The sequence below is a fragment of the Anatilimnocola aggregata genome (assembly GCF_007747655.1).
In the GTDB taxonomy this organism is placed as follows: Bacteria; Planctomycetota; Planctomycetia; order Pirellulales; family Pirellulaceae; genus Anatilimnocola; species Anatilimnocola aggregata.
On sequence record NZ_CP036274.1, the window covers coordinates 6313820 to 6336818 of the forward strand.

General features: G+C 56.9%; 12 protein-coding genes and 1 rRNA gene. 6 read left to right on the forward strand and 7 right to left on the reverse strand.

Translation table 11 applies throughout. From position 1 onward, the window contains the following. Nucleotides 1-19: 19 nt before the first annotated feature. The gene (locus ETAA8_RS23715; RefSeq protein ID WP_202921231.1) at nt 20-2494 is read left to right on the forward strand and encodes a hypothetical protein; all 2475 of its coding nucleotides are present in this window, start codon (nt 20-22) and stop codon (nt 2492-2494) included. A gap of 599 nt (nt 2495-3093) precedes the next feature. Here ETAA8_RS23715 and ETAA8_RS23720 read toward each other — a convergent pair. From ETAA8_RS23720 to ETAA8_RS23735, 4 genes are all read right to left on the reverse strand, one after another. Beyond that, nucleotides 3094-4613: ribosomal RNA gene (locus ETAA8_RS23720) — 16S ribosomal RNA — on the reverse strand. Between the two features lie 618 nt (nt 4614-5231). Further along, nucleotides 5232-7376, reverse strand: a complete 2145-nt coding sequence (locus tag ETAA8_RS23725) for a CotH kinase family protein (protein WP_238397549.1) — start codon at nt 7374-7376, stop codon at nt 5232-5234. Nucleotides 7377-7534: 158 nt separating this feature from the next. Beyond that, the gene (locus ETAA8_RS23730; RefSeq protein WP_202921232.1) at nt 7535-10450 is read right to left on the reverse strand and encodes a pre-peptidase C-terminal domain-containing protein; all 2916 of its coding nucleotides are present in this window, start codon (nt 10448-10450) and stop codon (nt 7535-7537) included. 331 nt (nt 10451-10781) lie between these two features. Beyond that, nucleotides 10782-12572, reverse strand: coding sequence for a pre-peptidase C-terminal domain-containing protein (locus ETAA8_RS23735; RefSeq protein ID WP_202921233.1), 1791 nt, complete (start codon nt 12570-12572; stop codon nt 10782-10784). Nucleotides 12573-13201: 629 nt separating this feature from the next. On the opposite strand from ETAA8_RS23735, the gene ETAA8_RS23740 reads away from it, so the two are divergent. From ETAA8_RS23740 to ETAA8_RS23750, 3 genes are all read left to right on the forward strand, one after another. Continuing rightward, nucleotides 13202-14233 (forward strand): aldo/keto reductase, encoded by a 1032-nt coding sequence (locus tag ETAA8_RS23740; protein ID WP_145094315.1) that lies wholly within the window; start codon nt 13202-13204, stop codon nt 14231-14233. Nucleotides 14234-15983: 1750 nt separating this feature from the next. Next, nucleotides 15984-17039: a UDP-3-O-(3-hydroxymyristoyl)glucosamine N-acyltransferase gene (lpxD, locus tag ETAA8_RS23745; RefSeq protein WP_145094318.1), complete on the forward strand. Its 1056-nt coding sequence runs from the start codon at nt 15984-15986 to the stop codon at nt 17037-17039. A gap of 200 nt (nt 17040-17239) precedes the next feature. Next, nucleotides 17240-18109, forward strand: a complete 870-nt coding sequence (locus tag ETAA8_RS23750; protein ID WP_145094321.1) for an LpxI family protein — start codon at nt 17240-17242, stop codon at nt 18107-18109. Between the two features lie 28 nt (nt 18110-18137). Here the strand turns inward: ETAA8_RS23750 and ETAA8_RS23755 are convergent, their stop codons facing one another. Genes ETAA8_RS23755 through ETAA8_RS23765 form a run of 3 tightly spaced genes read right to left on the reverse strand, consistent with a single transcriptional unit; the run spans nt 18138 to nt 20667 of the window. After that, the gene (locus tag ETAA8_RS23755) at nt 18138-19196 is read right to left on the reverse strand and encodes an isocitrate/isopropylmalate dehydrogenase family protein (protein ID WP_145094324.1); all 1059 of its coding nucleotides are present in this window, start codon (nt 19194-19196) and stop codon (nt 18138-18140) included. 7 nt (nt 19197-19203) lie between these two features. Further along, nucleotides 19204-19632: a hypothetical protein gene (locus ETAA8_RS23760; protein WP_145094327.1), complete on the reverse strand. Its 429-nt coding sequence runs from the start codon at nt 19630-19632 to the stop codon at nt 19204-19206. A 3-nt stretch (nt 19633-19635) separates the two neighbouring features. After that, nucleotides 19636-20667, reverse strand: coding sequence for a M28 family peptidase (locus ETAA8_RS23765; protein ID WP_145094331.1), 1032 nt, complete (start codon nt 20665-20667; stop codon nt 19636-19638). A gap of 183 nt (nt 20668-20850) precedes the next feature. Here ETAA8_RS23765 and ETAA8_RS23770 point away from each other — a divergent pair, with 183 nt between their 5' ends. Together ETAA8_RS23770 and ETAA8_RS23775 are read left to right on the forward strand one after the other, a co-directional pair. Continuing rightward, a complete protein-coding gene (locus tag ETAA8_RS23770) occupies nt 20851-21915 on the forward strand; it encodes a type II secretion system F family protein (RefSeq protein WP_145094334.1) in 1065 nt (354 codons plus the stop codon). A gap of 38 nt (nt 21916-21953) precedes the next feature. Beyond that, a complete protein-coding gene (locus tag ETAA8_RS23775) occupies nt 21954-22991 on the forward strand; it encodes a type II secretion system F family protein (RefSeq protein WP_145094338.1) in 1038 nt (345 codons plus the stop codon). The last annotated feature ends 8 nt before the right edge of the window (nt 22992-22999 follow it).

Here is a 22999-nt window from a genome sequence, read left to right on the forward strand (position 1 = left end):
AAAAGCGAGCCTCGCGGCAATGTCAACAGTTCGCCTAGCCATTTTAATTGTTCCTGCTTTGCTGGTCGGGGCGAATTTCGCCTCCGGAGCCGAGCCCGTCAACATTTCGGGCATCTACCCGCAGTTGGCAATGTTCAACAATGAGGGCGAATGCGGCACCGGCGCAGTAGTACCGTGGGCAAACCGCTTGTGGGTCATCACTTACGGCCCACACTTGCCGTTCGGCTCGTCCGACAAACTGTATGAGATCACTCCTGAGTTGCAGCAGATTGTTCGACCGGAAAGTGTCGGTGGCACCCCTGCAAATCGCCTGATCCACCGCGAATCCAACCAATTGGCGATCGGGCCCTACTTGATTGATGCCAACGGGAAAGTGCGGGTAATACCTCCCAAGCTGATGCCCGGCCGGCTGACTGGAACTGCCCGACATCTGACCGACCCTGCCAATAAGTTGTACTACGCCACCATGGAAGAGGGCCTATATGAGGTCGATGTTCGCTCGCTGGAGATCAAAGGACTGATCGTCGACGGCAATAAGCCGGGTGCGGGTCAAACTGACGAAAAATCACCGGCGACAGTCCAATCCAAGCTGCCCGGCTATCACGGCAAGGGGCTTTACTCGGCTCAAGGGCGATTGGTGTATGCCAATAACGGCGAACGGAGCGAGGCCGCCTTACGCGACCCGACCATTCCCTCCGGCGCACTCGCCGAATGGAAAGGAGCTGGCGATTGGGAACTCGTTCGCCGGAACCAATTTACGGAAGTTACCGGCCCCGGCGGAATTCTGGGCAATTCCAAAGAAACCGACCCGCTTTGGAGCATGGGCTGGGATGCCAAGTCGCTGATACTGATGGTGCTTGATGGCGGCCAGTGGCACGCCTTCCGCTTGCCCAAGGCGTCGCATAGTTACGACGGTGCCCACGGTTGGAACACCGAATGGCCACGGATTCGCGATATCGGCGAGCCGGGCAAGACTGACCTGCTGATGACCATGCACGGCATGTTCTGGCGTTTTCCTGCGACCTTTACGGCCAAAACCGCGGCGGGAATTCGGCCCCGATCCAGCTACCTGAAAGTGATTGGCGACTTTTGCCGCTGGAACGATGGACTGGTGATGGGCTGCGACGACACCGCCAAAAGCGAGTTTCTTAACAAGCGCAAGATGAAAGGGGATCTCGCGGGCCCTGGGCAATCGCAGTCGAACCTGTGGTTCATCCAGCCCGAATTGCTCGATCAACTTGGTCCCGTCATTGGCCGCGGAGCCGTCTGGTTGAATGACGAAGTCGCAGCCAATAAACCGACCGACCCGTTCCTTGTCGCCGGATTTGAACACCGCAGTCTCGTAATCAGCCATGACCACCAGACTGAGGTGACATTCACGATTGAAATGGATGAAAAAGGCGACGGCCAGTGGAAGACCTATCGCAAAGCGCGGATTGCGCCGCAATCTAGTTCCAGGTTGTCGATTCCCGCCGAGGTGAAAGCAGAATGGCTGCGCATTCGTTCGTCAGCCGATCTGACCAAGGCCACTGCCGTTTTTCAGCTTAGCAATCCCGATCGCCGTAAACCGGTCGCGGATGAGATCTTCGCGGGCATTGCCAAACCGGCGCAGAAGGAACTCAGCGGGGGCGTGATTTACGCTCGCGGAGCCAATCTGAAAACACTGCGATTTGCCGCGAAGTCGACAGCAGGCGGCGAGGTCAAGGACCTCGGAAGCTACGACCTTGACGCCAATCTGAAACTAATTCGCGTGGATGACCCGAAGGGCCCGGAATGGGCAGAAAAGAACTATGCGATCCCCACCAACGTAATCACGATTGATGAAGCTTCGGTACTGAATATTGACGAGCAAGGCCGTCGCTGGCGGTTGCCCAAGGGCGATTTGGCATTCGATCACGTCGGCCCCTTTGGTGCCGAGCGCGTCGATCGCGAAGTTTGCACCGAGCGGGATTTGCTCAACGTTCACGGCACGTTTTATGAATTGCCCGCTGAAAACGCTGGTGGTTTTGCGAAAGTCCGCCCCGTCGCCACGCATAATCGCCGCATCCACGATTACTGCTCTTACCGCGGACTGCTCGTCGTCAGTGGCATCGAGGCGGGTGACACCAAAAATCCTCACCTCATCACTTCGGACGATGGCCTTTGCAAATTGTGGGTCGGTGCCGTCGATGATTTGTGGAAATTTGGCAAACCTCGCGGTGTCGGCGGCCCCTGGAAGCAAACCAAGGTCACGGCCAAAGAAGTCAGCGATCCGTACCTGATGACAGGCTACGATCAAAAACGGCTGACCATCGAACACGGCGCTGCGAAGGCCGTGACGTTCCGCATTGAAGCCGACTTCACCGGAACCGGTACCTGGTCGAAGTACGAAGAAGTAGAAGTGCCCGCTGGCGCAGCGCTGAAACACGTTTTTCCCGCTGATTTCTCCGCCTATTGGGTCCGCCTCGTCCCCAGTGAAAATTGCACCGCCACGGCGATCTTTACCTATGAATAATTGCAATGGGCATGATCTACGTGCTTACGAGGGCTTCTGACGCGACGATTGACTTATTGCTTGACTAACCAGAATTCTTCCCCGCATTTCTATACGGCGAAGTATCCGGAGAGCTGCTAAAGCCGGTTGCGACAAAGGATGGAGAGCCTTGCAACCTGGACAAGGCACGGCACGGAATTCACCTCTGCTAACCAGGTGCCCTCCCCTGCCCTGCCGTCGACGTAACTTTGCGGGGCCAGCTCGCAATTCGCGCGCACTTGTTGAAGAAGCGACCGACTTTATCAACAGCACCTGTGCAGTATCTCTCGTGAGCGGCACGCCTGGGCGTTGAAAAGACCGAGGACTTTTTCAACACCGTCCCCTTGAGCAGTCGCCGACTTACGTCGACCGACAATGAGAGATCGACTGGAAAGTCGCTGGCAAGAAACAAAAAAACCCGCTCAGGTTTGGCTAAACCTGAGCGGGCTATCAATTCAAAATGGTTGGTGTGCCAATGAAGCTCGAAAAGAGCTTGAAACTGGCTGACCTCTTCACAACATGAGACAGTGTGCACTTAATGTTGTCGAACATAAAGTTACGACAACGATCAATTTCCTTAGAAAGGAGGTGATCCAGCCGCAGGTTCCCCTACGGCTACCTTGTTACGACTTAGTCCCAATCACGGAGTTCGCCTTAGGCACCTTGTTCCTTGCGGTTACGACAGTGCTTTTGGGCGCCCCCCACTTTCGTGGCTTGACGGGCGGTGTGTACAAGGCTCAGGAACACATTCACCGCGGTATGCTGACCCGCGATTACTAGCGATTCCGGCTTCATGCAGGCGGGTTTCAGCCTGCAATCCGAACTGGGGCGCGATTTTTGCGATTTGCTGGCTCTCGCGAGTTTGCATCGCTTTGTGCGCGCCATTGTAGGACGTGTGCAGCCCTAGTCATAAAGGCCATGAGGACTTGACGTCATCCCCACCTTCCTCCGGTTTAACACCGGCAGTCTCCTTAGAGTCCCCGACATTACTCGCTGGTAACTAAGGACAAGGGTTTCGCTCGTTAAGGGACTTAACCCGACATCTCACGACACGAGCTGACGACAGCCATGCAGCACCTGTGTAAAGGCTCCCTTGCGGGCACCCCTCCCTTTCAGGAAGGTTCCTAAACATGTCAAGACTAGGATAAGGTTCTTCGCGTAGCCTCGAATTAAGCCACATCCTCCACCGCTTGTGTGAGCCCCCGTCAATTTCTTTGAGTTTCAGCCTTGCGACCATACTCCCCAGGCGGAGCACTTAACACTTTCGCTACGACCGAAACCCTGTGCAGAGCTCCGGTCCAGTGCTCATCGTTTACGGCTAGGACTACCGGGGTATCTAATCCCGTTTGCTCCCCTAGCTTTCGTTCCTCAGCGTCAGAAGAGACCCAGTGAGCCGCCTTCGCCTCTGGTGTTCCTGATGATATCAACGCATTTCACCGCTCCACCATCAGTTCCGCTCACCTCTATCTCCCTCAAGCCCGGCAGTTTGAAGCGCAATTCCTTGGTTGAGCCAAGGGATTTCACACCTCACTTACCGAACCGCCTACGAACTCTTTAAGCCCAGTAAATCCGAATAACGTTTGGGCCTCTCGTATTACCGCGGCTGCTGGCACGAGATTAGCCGGCCCTTCCTCCAAGGATCGGTCAATATAATGGGTGAACCCACTACAATTTCCTCCCCTTCGACAGCGGTTTACAACCCGAAGGCCTTCATCCCGCACGCGGCGTCGCTCGGTCAGGCTTGCGCCCATTGCCGAAGATTCTCGACTGCAGCCACCCGTAGGTGTCTGGGCAGTGTCTCAGTCCCAGTGAGTGGGGGCACGCTCTCACGCCCCATACCCATCTTTGCCTTGGTAGGCCGTTACCCTACCAACTAGCTAATAGGCCGCAGGCTTCTCTCAGGGCGGAATCACACCTTTGATCCAGAGATATCATCTGGTATTACCGGCAGTTTCCCGCCGCTATCCCAGACCCCGAGGTAAATACCTACGTATTACTCTCCCTTACGCCGCTTCCGTGTATTGCTACACTTTCGCACGACTTGCATGCCTAATCCACGCCGCCAACGTTCATTCTGAGCCAGAATCAAACCCTTCAATTGTTTATTTGCTTGCCGAATGACATCTCGGCCGAAGCCTCGACACCACCCGGTGTTTAATAGCCAATTCAGAGTCTGGCTGGTTTTGCAACTTGGTCAAAGTTGCGAATAGCCAAAATTTTCCACTATCCCACGAAGACAAGCCTCGTAAGACCATGGTTCTTCAGGTCAAAAGACCCAAATGAACTTGAAGAGGTCACCAACCAAATTGTCAAAGATCAGACTTATTACTCACAACTTTGTGAGCATCTCGCCACTTTCGAAACCAAAGGCTCCTTAGTGGCGAGTCGCACATCTTAGCAAACCTGAAGTTTGCGTCAACAGGGGTGAAAGGAATTTTTTAGTCTTCACTTTCAGTCCTGCTGGACGTTCAAGAAGTGATTATCAGGAAGCTTTCACTTCCCGCATCACTGAACGTCATTCGTCAGTACGTCCCGAAATCTTAACGCGTATTCGCTTTCAGAAAAAGGGGGCACCGAACCTTTTTCGCAAATTCCAGTTCGCTGCTTGGGAGCCCCTATCATCGTCCGGCGATTCCTCGCTTCTTCACTCAAATCTGCCGCGCAGAAAACTCCGCCAGCGAGGCAGAGTGGATGCAATAAACTCCACTGAATTCGGCTGTTATGGCTGCGCAAGCTCGACAATCGAGGAATGCCCCAGGAGGAACTTACTCCGCTCCCGGGCGAACAGTTCCAGACTACTGCGATGACCGCCAGGCGGGCCATGGCCGCTGGAAAGATCCTGCAAGACTGCACTCTGAAAGTCAGCCATCGAGCTGAGCTTGCGAGTATCGGCGGCGACCTCGCTTTCAATCAGGGCAGCGTACTCTTTAACGACTGGCCCGAGTCTCTTCCAATCGAGCCAATCTTGAGCAATCGTCCGCACATTTTGCAGGTATTTCTCGCGAAATTTAGGAACTGCCAACAGCTTGCTCCGTAGTGGCTTGCTCGTGTCATACAGGCCTACGAGCGGATCAATGCGATAACCGCTGCTATTTGCGCCGCCACCCATGCCAGGCGGTCCTCCAGGTCCAATCCGTCCCCCGGGACCGCCCATGCCAGGTCCTCCCATTCCGGGGCCCATGGCTGGCTGCAGCACTTCGTTCATATCGTGAGCAATGACATGGAACTTACCGTTGGCATCGCGAAACAAGCTGTAATCGCTGCCACGAATCCAATATCCGTCGCTATTGATAAGCGCGTTATCGAGCGCAAGAAACCACAGTGCTCCGTCGATATCGAGAATCGGAGCCAGCGCTTGTTCCAACTGCTCTGGAGGTGTCTCGTTGAGCGTCTTGCACAGGTGAATCAAGGCTTTCCAGGCCTTTTCGCCATCGCTCGATTTCATTTCGTAGCGGCTTTCATAAGCAGAAACCTTGTCCCCCAGGTAACTGAGCGAGCCACCGCCACCTGGACTGCCGCTGACTTTCCAGCGTGTCCCTTTGGAAACCGGATAGTTCTCGGCGAGGAACACTTTGTCGAACTGCTGGGCGTTCACGTACAAACCCCAGCTTTCACCGTTGATCACTACCTTCACCAGATTCGCTTTGGGAGCGGGAATGTACTGCCGTGAAATGTGCGAAAAGAGAACCGTGTGCAAAAACGTGGGATCATCGTTGGCATTCAGCAAGTTCAGCGTTTTGTAGCCGTACAAGCGTTGGTTTTCGTCCACAAAATCGAGCGACAAATTCAATGAACGCTTGGAACCGGCGGGAATCATTCCAAACGATGACATGCCGCGAAAATGAACCCCGATGTTTGAATACTGCTTGCCATCAACGGTCAATGTCGCTGGAACTTCCACGTCGGTCCCGTGAAAGTTTTCCAGTTCCTGCTCCCAATCGGGATTTTCGAACTCGAGAAACAGCGTGCGTAAAACATCGGGAGCGTAGAGCGGGGCATCGGCAATCGGCTTCACGTCCTTGGGATCAACCTTCGGCCCCGGCTTGCCAGGCTCGCGTCGTGGCATGCCGGGCGGACCAAACCCAGGTGGGCCGCCCCCAGGACCGCCGCGACGTGGCTGCGACTTCGCTTCTTCACGGGCCAGTTTACGTTCGTCGTTGTTCAGCCAGCCGTCGTCGTTCTTATCGAACCTATCCACGAGTTTGCGTTCCTGTCCGCCAGGTCCACCGCCTCCAGGAGGGCCGAAACCGCCAGGTCCAAATCCACCTGATCCACGCCCCATTCCGCCGCCACCTTGGGCGACGGGAAAGGTGAAGTCCCTGCCGGCAAGTTCCTTCCACTTGGCTTGCTGCTGTGTCGTTAACAGGGCGAGCATATCCGCCGTCGCTTGAGGCGAAACAATGGCTGGCCCCATGCCTGCGAAGCTGCGAGCTTGGACTTCGGCGAGCTTAGTGAGTTGTTTTTCTGTCAAATCCAGCAGCTTGACGTTTTCAGGCTTGGCGAAGGCTGCGGCTCCGTCTCGCTGAATTTGCAACTGAGCAAATCGCTTCGTCTGCTCAGGCAGCAAGATCTTCAGCACGGCTGCCTCAGCCTCTTTGTTGGCAACTTCTAGCTTGGCCCGACTCTCGGCCATCCGCCTGGTCCGCTCCTCGTCGCTCAGGTCAGCCAGCTGCTGCGGGTTAAAGGCCGCCATGCCTTCCTGCAGCGCCTTTTGCTGAGCGGCAGAGGTGTCGGCCAGTTCTTTCTTCTGCTGGTCGGTGAAAGAGAGCTCCTGCTGCACGGCGGGGAGCGCGAGCAAACTGGCGGCCGAATTGGCAGGGGGACCAAAACCGCCTGGCCCCCCCGGCGCGAACATGCGAAACATGCCGCCGAGTATTCCCGGCCCCTCGCGCGGAGGTCCGTCGCGAGGCGGCCCCTGGGGCGGTTGTGCGAGCAGAGCAAAAGAAACCAATAACAAAGCGACCGAACCGCCAGCCCAGCCAATCAATGCTCGCACAGGGGCCTCAACTCATCAATAAATTGCTACCAATCAATGCCCTCGTCGCTATTGTTGGCTTCGCCCGCAAACAGCAAGTCGAGGACGGAAGTGTAAGCCGCAGCGGCTGGCAAACTGACCGAATTAGTGCGGTTGTTTGCGTTGGCAATCGCATTGATCGCTGCACTGAGCGAATCAAGGCGAGCCCATGTTGCAAACCCCGCCAAGGCGGCTGGGTTCTGCGCGACGACTGGAATTAGAACGGGCTGCGTCGAATTAAATTGCACCGTAGTCCCGCCAGTTGCGTCGATTAGCAGGGTCGAATTCGGTGGACGGGTGTACGCATCAGCAACGGACATATTGACCGTGTAACCCAAATCCGCCATTGAGGCGATCGAGATCGCACTTAGTGGATTTACCCCCGCATTGATGTATCCGGTCATAATCTCATTGCGCAGAGTGACTTCGCGCCAATGCGAATCGGCCGTTCCGCTGCCACCCGTATTTTCCAGGGGAATACCAGTTCCGGTGGTGCTAAAAATCGAGTTGTAGGCCGCGACCGCTTGCGGGCCCAGAAAGAGGGGATTCAGCGTCCCCGCTCCCGACACCAGTCCACGCGACTGCCACAGTGTTCCGAATCCCAGTACGTGTCCCATTTCGTGAATGATGACGTTCAAGAGCGAGCCATTGGCTTCCATATTCGCCATGTCGGCGCTATCGAACTGCATGATGCCGTGATAGGGAAGACGGGTACCAGTGGCGCGCAGACGATCGGGACCAGCTTGCCCCAAGATGCCGCTAACGCCGTCAATCGGAATGGCGCTAGCGTCAATCAGCAGGTCGTCGACAGTTGTGCTGTTATAAGTCGCCGTCGGCAAATCGCCGACAATAATTGCTTCCCAGCGAGCCGCTGCTTGATCAAAAATGGCCTGCTGACTGGCCGTGAAACCGACGTAATTCACCTGAATGTCGAATGCCGAGGTCCCGGTAGAGGTTGTCGGATTCACAATCTGCAATGAGTAATTGGCATTCGTGGCGCCCGTCGCACTATAGACGCGTGCATAGTAAGTGCCGGCAGCCAGGCCGTTGAGTGAAACCGATTCGGTGTTAGCGGTAGTCTCTGAAGTCAACACCACCGCTCCCAAAGAATTCACCAATTGGAGCGAGAGGTTTCCTTGAGTTTGTTGGAAACCAATCGAGACCAGATTGGTAGTCGTGCCGGTGGCAGTGGTCGTGAAGCGGTACCAATCGTCGGAATCGGCGAGCACCAAATTCGCCAGGTTAACGTTGGCCGAAAGTGTGCCGAGATTCGACGCCGTGGCAAACGTATCGTTCTGTTCGTAGGAATCGTCGGTCAGGGTGATCGGGGCAACAAACTGCATAGAATAGCTGGGATTCGCGGCACCAAATATGCGAACAAAGTAAGTTCCGGGGAGCCACGTCGCAATTGAAATAGTTTCGGTGTTGCCAGTCCCATTCGAGGAGCCGACAACAACGCCAGAGCCATTAACCAGTTCCAACCCCAGGTTACCCTGCGAATTCTGGAATGTAATCGATACCGAATCGGTAGGACGGCCGGTTGCAACTGTGGTGAAGCGGAACCAATCGGCAGCGTCCGCGAGCACCAAGTTCGAGATGGTCACGTTAGAGTTGAGCGTGCCGAGATTTGACGCAGTGGCCTGCGTATCGTTGTTTTCGTAAGCGTCGTCTGTCGTCCCGGTCGGCGGCGGATTTGTAACTGGCACTGGTGCCACAATCTGCAGCGAATAGCTTGGATTCGTAGCTCCCGTAGCACTATAAACTCGCGCGAAATAATTGCCGGCCGCGAGTCCTGACAGCGAGACGCTTTCTGAGTTGCCAGTACCGTCCGAAGTGGCCAGGACCGTACCCGCTGCATTCACCAATTGCAGGGCCAGGTTCCCCTGCGAGTTCTGGAAACTCATGGAAATGACGTTCGAACTGCCACCGGCTGCCACAGTGGTGAAGCCGTACCAATCATTCGCATCGGCGAGCACCAAGCTGTTGATTGTCGTACTTGAATTCAATGTGCCGAGGCTGGAAGCAGTTGCCTGAGTGTCGTTGTTTTCATAGGTATCGTCCGGCAGCGTGGGGGGGGTTGGTGGCGTGACCGGTGCCAGCGGAGCAACAATTTGCAGCGAATAGGCCGGATTCGTCGCGCCCGTGGCACTATACACGCGCGCGTAATAAGTGCCGGCCGCTCGGCCAGAAAGAGAGACACTCTCTGCGTTGGAGGTGCCATTGGAAGTGGATAGGAGCACTCCGGCCGAGTTATATAGCTGCAGCGCTAGATTGCCTTGTGAGTTTTGGAAAGCGAGCGCAACTTTATGCGTCGTCGTGCCAGCCCCCGCCGTCGTAAAGCTGAACCAATCATTGGCATCGACCAACCTCAAATTCGGCATGGTCACGTTTGCGGGAAGCGTCCCTAGCACGCTGGCAGTCGCCAATGTGTCGTTATCTTCATACGAGTCGTCAGTCACTACGGGAGGTGGAGTGACTGTCCCACTCAAATTAACCGATAAGTTGTAGCTGGGGTTTGTCTGGCCGTTGTAACCGTAGACGCGAACGTAGTACGTACCTGCCGCCAGTCCGCTGAGCGAGACTGTTTCGTTGTCGGTCAAGCTGACCGAAGCCTTAAGACGCGCGCCTGCGAAGCTATACAGTTCGAGATCCAAATCCCCTTGAGCGTTTTGGAAGGCCAACGTGATGTTGGCCGTTGCGCCCGGCTTGGTCGTGGTCGTGAAGCGGTACCAATCGTTGGCGTCGGCTTGAACAAGATTGCTGAAGGTCTTGTTGCCGGTAAGCGTACCCAAGTTCCGAGCCGTGGTGCGCGTATCGTTTTGCTCGTAGGAGTCGTCGACCAACGTTGCGGCTTGGGCAGAAGACCGCGACTTGTTGGTGGTGAAATTAGCCTGCTTCAAGGCAGCTAAGTCCAAGGCAGCCATCAGGCTTCGATCTTCTAAGCCTTCTATCTGCAAGGGGCGAAAAAAAGACCGAGCACGCCTAGAGGGAGAGAGAGATCCCATGTTCACACGTCAGCCTTCCCGGCAGACAGCCGTCAAAGAAGAGGTATCGCAACGTTGCAGCGCGGCTACTAGATTTACCCGCCTAGCTCGCGCCAGCAAAATCGTAATATACTCACCCGTCGGAAAAAACTAGACAGAAGTTCCCCGAATTTAGCTATTTTCAAGCTGCCCCAACGGTGGCCACGAGAAATCGCCTCAATTTGTCTTCACCGAGCCGTTCTTGGAGCATCGCGAGCTCGCCTATTGGCGGTCACCAACCGGTGCAGTTACCACCAAAGTTGGCTTCTCCTGCAAACAGCCAATCGAGCGCGGCAAGTTGCTTGGCTGTGCTTGACAAATCGACCACGTTGCTGCCACTCACCGAGTCCGCGCCCCCCTCAATTGAATGGCTAATCGGGTTAAATCGCCGGGTCGATGCCACCTCACTTAGGGCCTGTCCTAGGATTGAGCCAAAATTTGATCGCGAGGCTGATGCTTGAACCGACGCACCATTGCTTGTCGAAGTTCCACTCACGAACAGGGTCGAGTTTGTTGGCGGGGAATATAGGTCAGCTCGGGCATAACTGACCGAGTACCCCAGATCGGCGAGTGAGGCGATCGTGATCCTACTCAGAGGGCTAGACCCGGAGTTGATGAACCCCGTCATGATTTCGGTGCGGAATGTAGCTTCACCCCAATGCGCGTCGCGAGTGCCGCTGCCGCCGCCACTTTCAACCGGCACACCCGTCGCCCGAGTACCAAAAATCCCGTTATACGCCGCTACTGCCTGGGCTCCTGTATAGAGCGGATTGCTCGTTCCAGCTCCCACCAGCAGGCCGCGCGATTGCCACAAGGTGCCAATTCCAAGTACATGCCCCATCTCGTGGACAATCACGTTGAAGAGCGATCCATTCGCTTCCATCGAGGCCAAGTCGGCAGAATCGAACTCCATGTTGCCGTGATAGGGCAAGCGTGTGCCGCTGCTGCGCAGTCGGTCGTAGCCCGCCTGCCCAAGCACCCCATTCACGCCATCAATGACCGCCGAGCTCGCGTGAATCAGCAAGTCGTCGACAGCCACGCCGTTGTAGGTCGCATTCGGCAAGTCGCCAACAATAATCGCTTCCCACTTGGCAGCGGCTCGCTCGAAGATCGCCCGCTGGCTGGCAGTAAAGCCGCTATACACAATTTGAATGTCGAAGCCACCTGCCGCAGGAGGTGACGCCGCCCGCACGGGCGCCACAATTTGCAGCGAGTAATTGGGATTCGTGGCCCCGGTAGCACTGTACACGCGCGCGAAATAAGTCCCTGCACCCAGTCCCGCGAGCGAGACTCGCTCAGAGTTGCCAGTTGTGTTCGACGTGGCCAGAACTCTGCCACTCGCATTCACCAACTGCAAAGCTAAGTTGCCCTGCGAGTTCTGAAAACTGAGCGAGACGACATTCGCACTACCGCCGGTCGCAGTGGTCGTGAAGCGAAACCAGTCATCTGAATCGGCCAGCACCAGGTTCGACAAACCCGCATTGGTCGAGAGTGTGCCTAAATTGGCAGCTGTTGCCAGCGTGTCATTTTGTTCATGCGCATCATCCTTGAGAGTCGCAGCCGGGAGCGTCGCGGTGCCCAGATTCACCGACAAGCTGTAACGGGGATTCGTAGCACCTTGATAACCGTACACGCGCAAGTAATAGGTTCCCGCAGTCAAGCCGCTTAACGAGACACGTTCACTGTTCGCAGTGCTCTGCGAAGCCTTGAGTCGTTGACCGGATGCACCATACAACTCCAGATCCAAATCGCCCTGCGAATTCAGGAACGTAAGCGAAACGTTCGCCGTCGATGCACCTTTGCCAGTCGTGGTAAAGCGATACCAGTCATTCGCATCGGCCTGCACCAGGCCATTCACTGTTTTATTGGCCGATAGCGTTCCGAGATTGCTGGCTGTCGCGCGCGTATCGTTTTGCTCATAGGCATCGTCAACGAGTGCAGCCGCGAGAGCGCTACTCACACTGCTGTGTAACGAACCGGCAGACTTAGAACCTAGTGAGGCCAAATCGGAGGCAGCCATCATGCTGCGGTTTTCGAGAGCTTCCAAATGCATGGGTCGAGAAAACAAACGACCGCGCCGCGAGCGTGTCAGACAATCCATGTTCACACGTTAGCTTTCCCAGCAGAGCGCTGGCAGAAGAATTGAGTCAAAAGCAACGGCGCGACCACTGGTAAATCCTTTCCAGGTCGCGCTCGCAGCGTTTGCAAATATATCCGCAGCAATCAAGAACCTGGAGACGAGTTTCCGCTCAGGGGCACGTGAAACCCGCAATGAAAAAACGCTCGCGTTACTGGCAACGAATCAATGATTCGCTAGCGACGAAAGTCATCACTGCGCGCATTTGCACCACTCGATGAACTGCTTCCCACTCCGCGTGCGCGCCCAGCGTACCGGAATCCCGCGACGCTATTGTCGCCATTACCAGCAGCCAGCCTTGCATGCCTCGCACGCGCTGGACATCGTCCCTTGCGACGCGCAAACCAGCGACCTCGATAGAAGCCGCTCACACTTGGCTCATGTCGCTTGCGCATAGCAAGGTGCCGCCTTGCCAGCCGAAGTGGCCACGGCAGCCTCATTGCCAGTGGCCGAACCCAAGTGAGATACTGCGAACTGAGAATTCGGTTCGCGGCAAATTCACTGGGAGGACGGTCATGGATTATCGACAACTTGGCGGCTCGGGGCTCAAGGTTCCCGTCCTCACCTTGGGCACAGGCACCTTTGGCGGCAGTGGCGAACTTTTCAAGGCCTGGGGCGATACCGACGTCTCGGAAGCCAAGCGACTGATCGACGTCTGCCTTGAGCATGGTCTGAACATGTTCGACTCGGCCGATATCTATTCGCAGGGAATGGCTGAAGAAATTCTCGGCCAGGCCATCAAAGGCCGCCGCGATCAACTTCTCATTTCCACCAAGGCCACCTTCCGCGCGGGTAAAGGGCCGAACGACGTCGGTTCGTCGCGTTTTCACTTGCTCAAGTCGGTCGACGGCTGCTTGAAGCGACTCAAGACCGATTACATCGACCTCTTTCAACTGCATGGCTTCGATGCCGTCGCACCAGTCGAAGAAACTCTCAGCACGCTCGACGATTTGATCCGCGCCGGCAAAATTCGGTACATCGGCTGCTCGAACTTTTCGGGCTGGCACCTGATGAAGTCGCTGGCGACCTCCGACCGCTATGGCTGGCCGCGTTACGTCGCCCATCAAGCGTACTACTCGCTCGTCGGGCGTGATTACGAGCACGAACTGATGCCGCTGGCCCTCGATCAAAAGGTCGGCGCCGTCGTTTGGAGTCCGCTGGGCTGGGGCCGATTGACCGGCAAGATTCGCCGCGGCCAACCGTTGCCCGAGAACACTCGCCTGCAAAGCAAGCTGAACCGCGATATCGGCCCACCGGTCTCCGACGAGCACGTCTACAACATTGTCGACGCCATCGACCTGATTGCGAAAGAAACCGGCAAGACCGTACCGCAGATCGCACTCAATTGGCTGCTCCAACGTCCCTCGGTCGCTACGCTCATCATCGGTGCTCGCAACGAAGACCAGTTGCGGCAGAACCTCGCCTGCCTCGGTTGGAATCTGACCACCGACCAGGTCAAGCAACTCGATGCTGCCAGCGCCACCACGCCAGCCTATCCCTACTGGCATCAAAAGGGCTTCGCCGAGCGAAACCCGTTCCCGGTTTAATTTCCACATTCTCGGTACCTCACTTCCCCGGGCCTGCGCAAATTTCGGGCGCACACGCGCTGGCCCATGCCGCACGACTCTGGTCGCTTTCCGGAAATTTCCACTATCCAAGTTGACAACTACTTCTTGAATCCCTTGTCAACGAACGACTTAACTCAAAAACATCGCCCAACTTTCCATTTTCAATTTCCGGAATGTTCACCCGGGGTCGGGGCAAATTTCGGGCGCACACGCGCTGCCTTGGCCATCGAACATTGTCCCGAAACTTTGTCCTGACCCGCTCCTGGTAACACGCCGATCGACTCCCAAAGCCAAACAGCCCGAGCCATTCCATCCGATGTGGGTCAGGACGATGTTCCGGGGCAACCTTGTTCGGCTGAAGATCAAATCCAGCTGCCCGGAAATCGCCCCGACCCTGGCGGGGCTTTCTGGAAATTTCCACTACCGAATGTAACAACTCATTTTCGAATCCCTTTCCAACAAACGACTTAGCTAGAAATCCTCTCTTAAATTTCCATTTTCAATTTCCGGAATGTTCACCCGGGGTCGGGGCAAATTTCGGGCGCATACACGCTGCCTTGGCCATCGACCTCTGGGATCGAAACTTTGTCCTGACCCACTCCTGGTTGCACGCAGATCGATTCTCCAAGCCAAACAGCCCGAGCCATTCCATCCTATGTGGTTCAGGACGATGTTCCGGGGCAACCTTGTTCGGCTGAAGATCAAATCCAGCTGCCCGGAAATCGCCCCGACCCTGGCGGGGCTTTCTGGAAATTTCCACTATCGAATGTAACAACTCATTTTCGAATCCCTTTCCAACGAACGACTTAGCTGGAAATCCTCTCTTAAATTTCCATTTTCAATTTCCGGAATGTTCACCCAGGGTCGGGGCAAATTTCGGGCGCACACGCGCTGCCTTGGCCATCGACCACTGTCCCGAAACTTTGTCCTGAACCACCGCTGGTTGCGCGCAGATCGATTCCCCAGGCCAAACAGCCTGAGCCATTCCATCCGATGTGGTTCAAGACGATGTTCCGGGGCAACCTTGTTCGGCTGAAGATCAAATCCAGCTGCCCGGAAATCGCCCCGACCCTGGCGGGGCTTTCTGGAAATTTCCACTATCGAATGTGACAACTACTTTTCGAATCCCTTACCAACAAACGACTTAACTCAAAAACATCGCCCAACTTTCCATTTTCAATTTCCGGAATGTTCACCCGGGGTCCTGACCCACCCTTGGTTGCGCGCAAATCAATTCCCCAGACTAAACAGCCTGAGCCATTCCAGCCGATGTGGTTCAGGACGATGTTCCGGGGCAACCTCATTCGGCTGAAGATCAAATCCAACTGCCCGGAAATCGCCCCGCCCTTGGTCGCCAGTTCGGTCAGCGCGCAGCGGCACGTCAGCGAAATCTTCCTAAATAAATCATATCCACAATGTAATAGTTTGTCAATTATTATTTAATATAATACGCCTAAATGAACATTAATTGCAGATGACCGAAGCACTGACCCCAGGCCGGTCTTACGATACTTCCTTGCACCGCTGCGCCATCACCATCCGACGGCTATCTCGGCAATCGGCTCGCAGCGCTATACCTACACAAGACCAGTGATTCTCCCCAACTGCCACGCTAGCGTTCGTTGGTTTTCGCTCTTGTCGGGGGGCGACGACTGCGACTACATTGCACACCGCTAACGGGTGCGGCCGATGGATTTGGCCGCCAATTGCTTGAGGGGGAAGGAATCCAATGAACCTCACACTCTCCGAGATTGCCGATTTGGTGCAGGGAACGCTGCACGGCGACGAAGAGTTACTCATCACCGGCGCCGGGACTTTGGTCGCGGCTCGCCCGAGTGAAATCACGCTCGCCGATAATCCGAAACTGGCCAAGCAACTTGCTGCCAGCCAGGCCGCGGCGGTTATCGTACCGCTCGATTACGAGCCGGCTAACATGCCGTACATCAGCGTGCCGAACGTTCACGCGGCCTTTGCCACCGTCGTGCAATGCTTCCGCCCGCAGCGAACACGCCGCTCGGTCGGCATCAGCCCCTCGGCCTCCATTTCGGCGTCCGCTCGATTGTCGGCGGGGGTCGAAATTCATCCGCTGGCCTACATCGGCGACGATGTCGATATCGGCGAAGGGACCACCATTCACTCCGGAGTGCGGATTCTCGAGGGTTGCCGCATCGGCGAGGGAGTTACGATTTATCCCAATGCCGTACTCTACGAAAACACGGTCGTCGGCGACCGCTGCAACATTCATGCAGGGGCGATCCTTGGCGCGCATGGCTTTGGCTATAACAGCGCCAGTGGGCAGCACGTCCTCTCGGCTCAGTTGGGCTGGGTCGAACTGGGCTGCGATGTCGACATCGGCGCTTGCACCTGTATCGATCGCGGCACCTATGGCCCGACGACAATCGGCGATGGCACCAAGCTCGATAACCAGGTGCAAATTGCTCACAACTGCCGCATCGGCCAGCACAACCTCATCTGCTCGCAGACCGGTCTGGCCGGCAGCAGTTCGACCGGCGACTACGTGGTGATGGGGGGCCAGGCTGGCCTCCGCGATCATGTGAGCGTCGGCGATCATTCGACCATCGGGGCCAAGTCGGGCGTGATGAACGATATCGCTGCCGGCTCGCACGTGTTGGGAATTCCGGCCACCGACGAACGACATCAGCTCAGCTGCATTGTCGCCGTGCATCGCCTGCCCGGTTTGCGACAACAGATCACGCACATGCAACGGCAACTCGAAGCCCTGCAAGCGCGCTTGCCCGGTGGTTCGCAAGCCGATGCAGCTTGATCGAAGTGTTCGACGCCTTTACATAGCCCGAAGCGTCAGCGAGGGAGAACTTCGGTCCAGTTCACCATTCTCCCAAGACACTCCGGGTGCCATTGGCAGCTTGCCAGTGCCGAACTTCAACCAGGCATCAACGAGTCAATCGGAGTCATGCTCCACTTCACCCGCGCTGACGCGTCGGGCTAGGTAAGACAAGTTCTCAAATGACCATTTCCCCACCTAACTCGATCGGCTTGATTGCAGCCTGGGGACGTTATCCATTTGTGATTGCCGAGGCTCTCAAGGCCCAAGGGACCATCGTTCACTGCATTGGAATTGCGGGGCACGCCGATCCGCAGCTGAAATCGCTCTGCGATTCCTACCGGCAATTTGGTGTCGCCCGTTTGGGCGGCGCAATCCGCCATTTCAGTCGCCTCGGCGTGAGCCGGGCTACACTTGCCGGCAAGATTTTCAAGCACAAAGTTCTCTACAGCCGCTTCGGTTGGCTCTCTCTGGTGCCGGACCTGCGCACGGTATTGGCCTTCACACCGGCCTATCTGACGCGCCGCCGCGACCGCAAAGACGATACGCTGCTCGGCATCATCGTCGACGAATTTGCCAAGGATGGAATTCACATGGCTCCTGCGACCGACTTCGCTCCGCAATTGCTCGTTCCACCCGGCGTGCTGACGCGTCGCCAGCCCACCAAACTCGAACACGAAGACATTCGCTTCGGCTGGCGAATTGCCAAGGATCTCGGCCGGCACGACGTGGGCCAAAGCGTCGCGGTGAAAGGGCAAGCTGTACTCGCCGTCGAAGCGGTCGAAGGGACCGACGAGTGCATTCGCCGTGCGGGATTACTCTGCCGCCAAGGAGGCTTTGCGCTGGTGAAGGTCGCCAAGCCACAGCAAGACATGCGGTTCGATGTTCCGACCATCGGCATCGGCACGATCGAAACGCTGGCTCAATCCCACGGCAAACTACTCGCCATCGAAGCGGGCAAGACCATCGTTCTCGATCAGGACGAAGTTGTCCGTCTGGCCAATCATCACGGCATTGCCATCGTCGCCATCGACGATGCGCAGTTTGAGTAGACGCGGAGCAATTATTCTCCGGACGAGTTCACCGAATATTCTTCAGCACGGCTTCGCCCATTTGCTGCGTCGTCAATTTGCCGCCAAGATCGGGCGTGGCTGAGCCTTGCAGCAATGTTTGCTCGACAGCTGTTCGCACCCGCTGGGCGGCCGTGGGTTGGTCGACGTGGTCGAGCAACATCGCCGTACTCAAAACGGCGGCAATCGGGTTGGCGATGCCGCGGCCCGCGATATCCGGCGCGGACCCATGCACGGGCTCGAACATCGAGGGGAACTTCTTTTCAGGATTCGTATTCGTACTCGGGGCCAGGCCCAAACCACCGGCCAGCACGCCGCCCAGATCGGTCAGCAGATCGCCAAACAGATTCGAGGCCACAACCACGTCAAACTTCTCGGGCCAGCGGACGAAGTTCATCGCACAGGCGTCGCAGTGTTGGCGTTCACTTTGAATGTCTGAATATTGCGGCGCTAGCTCTTCCAGCACTTCGTCCCACAGCACATAGGCATAGCGCTGGGCGTTCGACTTTGTGACCATCGTCAACTTCTTCCGTCGCTTGCGGGCCATTTCGAAGCCATAACGCAGAATTCGCTCGACACCCTTGCGGGTGTGAACCGCCGTCTGCACAGCGAACTCATCAGGTGTTCCGCGCTTCATGCGGCCGCCATTGTCGACGTATTCTCCCTCGCTGTTTTCGCGCAGGACGACGAAATCAATCTCGTCCGGTCCCTTGCCCGCGAGCACGCTTTTCAAACCGCGATACAACTTCGCTGGGCGCATGCAGGCGTACTGATCGAAAGCCTGGCGAATCTGCACGAGGGGAGACAATGTCTCGTGATCGGGCAATAAGGCTGGCCAACCCACCGCGCCCAGCAGGATGGCGTCGAATGGGCGGACTTGCGCTAGAAAGTCCGGCGGCACCACGCTGCCATGCGTCTGCCAATATTCAATGCCCCACGGCAATGTCGTCAATTCCAAACGTAGATCAGCCTCGAGCGCTGCCACGGCTTGCAGCACGCGGACAGCCTCGGCGGTGACTTCGGGACCAATTCCATCGCCAGGATAAACGGCAATCTTCAAGGTGGGCATGATGCGCTCAGGGTTCGTCGGTGTCGGTTGGTGAAGTGCCCGTCGACCTGCGGTGTCGATCGCGCAGCCGATCGAGATCGGCCTGAAGCAACGCTCGTTCACCCTGCAGGCGACTCAACTGCTGATGAAAGTGGACGCGCGACGCGAGCCAATCGCTGGCGGCGAGCAGAAGCAACCACAGTAGCAGAAGCAGCACGCCCGACCAGTACAAGAGCGCCGGCCAACCCGTCCGCAGCCAAAGATCGCCGAGCAGCAGCAGACCGATCACTCCGACCATGACGCTAGCCTGCACGCGGCGGCGAAAACGGCGGGCATGAAACTCCCGTTCACGTTCCCCCAGTCCGCCGTGATCAGCTGACCGCCACGCGCGCAAGTGACTCACTACAAGCGCCAGCGCAGCTATAACCAGCACGACAGAGAGAGCTACCGAAGCCATGAATCACTTCGTAAGCTTCAGCCACTCGAAGATGACATAGCCCACTTTGCAGATCGATTCGCCCGAGCAATTCTCAGGCACGTCCTGAGTTGTGTGCCAGTAATTGGGGCCGCGCGCGTTTGGATACTCGAAGTCGATGATGTCGCAGGTGGGAATCTTGGCCACATTTCGTAGTGCCAGGTGATCGTCCCGAATTTCGTGCCGGGTGACATTTACAAATTCCTTCACCCCGAGCGCGGCGGCAGTCTTCCACAGTTCGAGCACCAGCGGTCGCGTGTCGGTCCAGGCCATGCTATTAACCTCGCGATAGATCGTGAGTTGTTTATCGCCGATCATGTCGACCAGCACTCCCCAGCGATACTTGTGCGCCGGCGGATTCGTCACGTAGTCGCGAGCGAAATACTCCGAACCGAGAAAGTAAGGGTCGCGCCGCAAGTTGTCGTCGTACACCAGTTCTTCACCATCGAAGAAGACAAAATCGACACCGTACTTGCTACGCAGGCCAGCCATGTGATTGCCGAGTTCCATCAGCATGGCGACTCCGCTGCCGCCGTCGTTCGCGCCGATGAAGGGGTCGCGAACTTTGCGCGGATCGGGCTCTCGATCGGGGTAGGGGCGCGTATCGTAGTGGCAACAGAGGAGGATGCGGTCTCGCTTTTCGGGATGCCACTGCACGATTTGATTTGCAAGTCGCACGCGTTGGCCTGTCTCGGGATGTCGCGCATCGAACTCTTGCAGCGAAACCTTAGCGCCGAGTTTTTCGAAGTGGTTCTTAAGCAACTCCTGCTGCTTGAGCATGCCGGGAGTTCCTGAGATCCGCGGGCCGATCGCGCAAACTTCTTTCAGATAGGCATAGGCCCGCTCGCTTTGCAGCGGCATCTTCGCCGCTGAAAACGGTGCCACCGCCCGTTGCGACCAGGCCAATTGAATAGCCTCGCCCCAAACGAAGATGACAATTCCCAGGACCACGACCGCGATGCCGATCACCGTGGACCAGCGAACACGTTGATTCAGTTTGGGAGGCGGATTGTTCATACCCATATTCTAGTGTCCTCCACACGGTCTCGGCGAGGGCTCATCGAGTCTGACTGACAATCGGTATACCCCGGGAATTAATGGCCGGGACCGGTTAAATTCCTGTCCCGGCACGCACAAAATCTGTTTACACTAAAGCACACTTTTCTCCCCGCGCATCATCCGCACGAATCCTCTCGCACCATGGCTACGCTGGGCGTCACTTCGAACAAGCTGTCACTCGATCAGCTGGTGGCTTTGTGCGACGAGATCGCCGCCCTCGCGCGGGCCGGCGTGCCGCTCGATCATGGCTTGACGGCACTTGGGCACGACTTGCCGGGACGCCTGGGCCGCGTTGCCCGCGAAATGGGCAGCGAACTTGCCGCGGGAACGCCGCTCGATCACGTGGTAGCCCGGGCAGATGGTCAGTTTCCGCCCGGCTTTCAAGCCATGTTGCAAGCCGGCATTCGCGCGGGCAACTTGCCGGGAATCTTGCAAGGGATCGCTCAACTCGCGCGGCGCACGGGCGAACTGCGCAAGCAGCTTTTTCTGGCAGCGATCAATCCCCTGGCCGTGGCCGTCATCACTTACTTGTTGTTTTTGTTCTGGCTCGACAAGTTAGCCCCCGTCTATTTGCTGATGTGTGCCGATTGGGACATGAACACCGGACCAGCTGAAGCCATCGTGACCGCGCTACAACAGTGGCAGTGGTTATGGGGACCACTCATACCGGTTCTGGGGGCTGTGCTCGTCTATTTGACTTGGCGCGGAGCTGGAACCAGCAGCGGCGATTGGTCGCTGCTCGATTGTTTTACGTTTGGTATTGTCGGCGGCATCGGGCGAATGCGCCGCGCGGGGCAATATGCGTCACTCTGCGAACAGCTAGCGATTCTGCTCGAACATGGCCTGCCGCTGGCCGAATCGCTACAGCTGATCAGTGCCACCATTCGTTCGCAGCCCCTCGCGCAAGCAACTCGTCAGTTCGCAGAGCAACTTGCGCGAGGCGAAACAGTTCGTCCGCCGCAGCCCTTTCCGCCACTCGTCGCCTGCATGCTGTTCGATCATTACAGTCAGCGCGAGTTGATCGTCAATCTTCGGCAATTGGCGGCAAACTATTACGATGAAGTTCGCCGTCGGAGTGCCTGGCTCACCACTTGGGTTCCGGCAATTCTATCGCTCTGCATCGGTGGTGTTCTCGTGCTGTTTCATGGCCTGATCACGCTCGGGCCTTGGCTATTGCTCATGAAACACATGGGGGACACGGCCTAATACCTTCTCCGCTTGTACCACTCTATTCAACGCATCCCTTGTCGAACCTCTCCTCCACCGCCGCCGACAACGCTCTCGCGCGTGAACTTACGCAAGCGACCCGCAGCGGCGCGCAATTGGGCGAAGCGCTATTGGCCGCCGCGGAAGGAACCAGCGACCGCCGCTTGGGACGCGCGCTCACGTCCATTGCAGAGCGCATCAAGCGCGGTGAACCACTCGACCAGATCCTCACCAAGGACTCGCCACTTTCTGCGCCGCTGTCTGGCTTGATGCGAGCTTCGTTAGTCACTGGCCAACCGGCGATGGCCATCAGCCAATGGCTGTTCATTCGCGAGCAGTCCCGGGCGCAATGGCAAAACGTGATGACCGCGCTCAATTACCCGCTCATCTCGCTTGCGGCGACCTACTGCGTGTTCCTGTTCATCTCGCTCTGGCTGGCGCCCGCTCTGAAATCGATGCTCGAGAATATGACGAGCCTGGGAGTCAAACTTTCCGCTGGCACTGCCGCCATCTATTGGTTCACCGAGTACGGAGTAGCGATTTCCCTGACCTTGTTTGGCTTCATTGGCGCGTTTTTGCTACTGCTTAGGCTGATTGGCGGGCGAAGCACCTGGTCGCAGTTCGTCTCCGCTGCGCCCGTTTTGGGACCACTCTGGCATTGGAGCGGCAGCAGCGAACTGCTGCGGGCGTTGGCACTCCTGCTCGATCAACAGATTCCGTTGCCTCAAGCGCTGCGCCTGACTGGCGACGGCATTCGAGACGCAGCCCTTGCCCGGCATGCTCACACACTGGCCGTCCGCGTGGAACAAGGTGCCAGCCTGTCACAGGCGATGCAAGCCTTGCACGAACTGCCTGCTTCGATTTTTCCCCTGGTCCGCAATGGCGAGCGGAGCGGCACTTTGCCCGACGCTCTGCGAACCGCCGCCGAAATGTTGGCAAGCCGGCAGCAAGCCCAGGCCAGCATGATTTTGCAGTTGGCCCCGACGGTTGTCTTCCTGTTGATTGCTGGGATGGTGGTGATGATGGTGGCGGGCTTTCTTGCACCGCTTGTTCAATTGATCCGCGGACTCTCTTGAAAGTATCG

Bases quoted from the DNA above. Each gene is read 5' to 3' on its own strand.
- ETAA8_RS23750 (WP_145094321.1), top strand. From the start codon at position 17,240: ATGACCATTTCCCCACCTAACTCGATCGGCTTGATTGCAGCCTGGGGA.
- ETAA8_RS23770 (WP_145094334.1), top strand. From the start codon at position 20,851: ATGGCTACGCTGGGCGTCACTTCGAACAAGCTGTCACTCGATCAGCTG.
- ETAA8_RS23755 (WP_145094324.1), bottom strand. From the start codon at position 19,196: ATGCCCACCTTGAAGATTGCCGTTTATCCTGGCGATGGAATTGGTCCC.
- ETAA8_RS23760 (WP_145094327.1), bottom strand. From the start codon at position 19,632: ATGGCTTCGGTAGCTCTCTCTGTCGTGCTGGTTATAGCTGCGCTGGCG.
- ETAA8_RS23765 (WP_145094331.1), bottom strand. From the start codon at position 20,667: ATGAACAATCCGCCTCCCAAACTGAATCAACGTGTTCGCTGGTCCACG.
- lpxD (WP_145094318.1), top strand. From the start codon at position 15,984: ATGAACCTCACACTCTCCGAGATTGCCGATTTGGTGCAGGGAACGCTG.
- ETAA8_RS23715 (WP_202921231.1), top strand. From the start codon at position 20: ATGTCAACAGTTCGCCTAGCCATTTTAATTGTTCCTGCTTTGCTGGTC.
- ETAA8_RS23740 (WP_145094315.1), top strand. From the start codon at position 13,202: ATGGATTATCGACAACTTGGCGGCTCGGGGCTCAAGGTTCCCGTCCTC.
- ETAA8_RS23725 (WP_238397549.1), bottom strand. From the start codon at position 7,376: ATGTTTCGCATGTTCGCGCCGGGGGGGCCAGGCGGTTTTGGTCCCCCT.
- ETAA8_RS23730 (WP_202921232.1), bottom strand. From the start codon at position 10,450: ATGGCTGCCTTGGACTTAGCTGCCTTGAAGCAGGCTAATTTCACCACC.
- ETAA8_RS23735 (WP_202921233.1), bottom strand. From the start codon at position 12,572: ATGATGGCTGCCTCCGATTTGGCCTCACTAGGTTCTAAGTCTGCCGGT.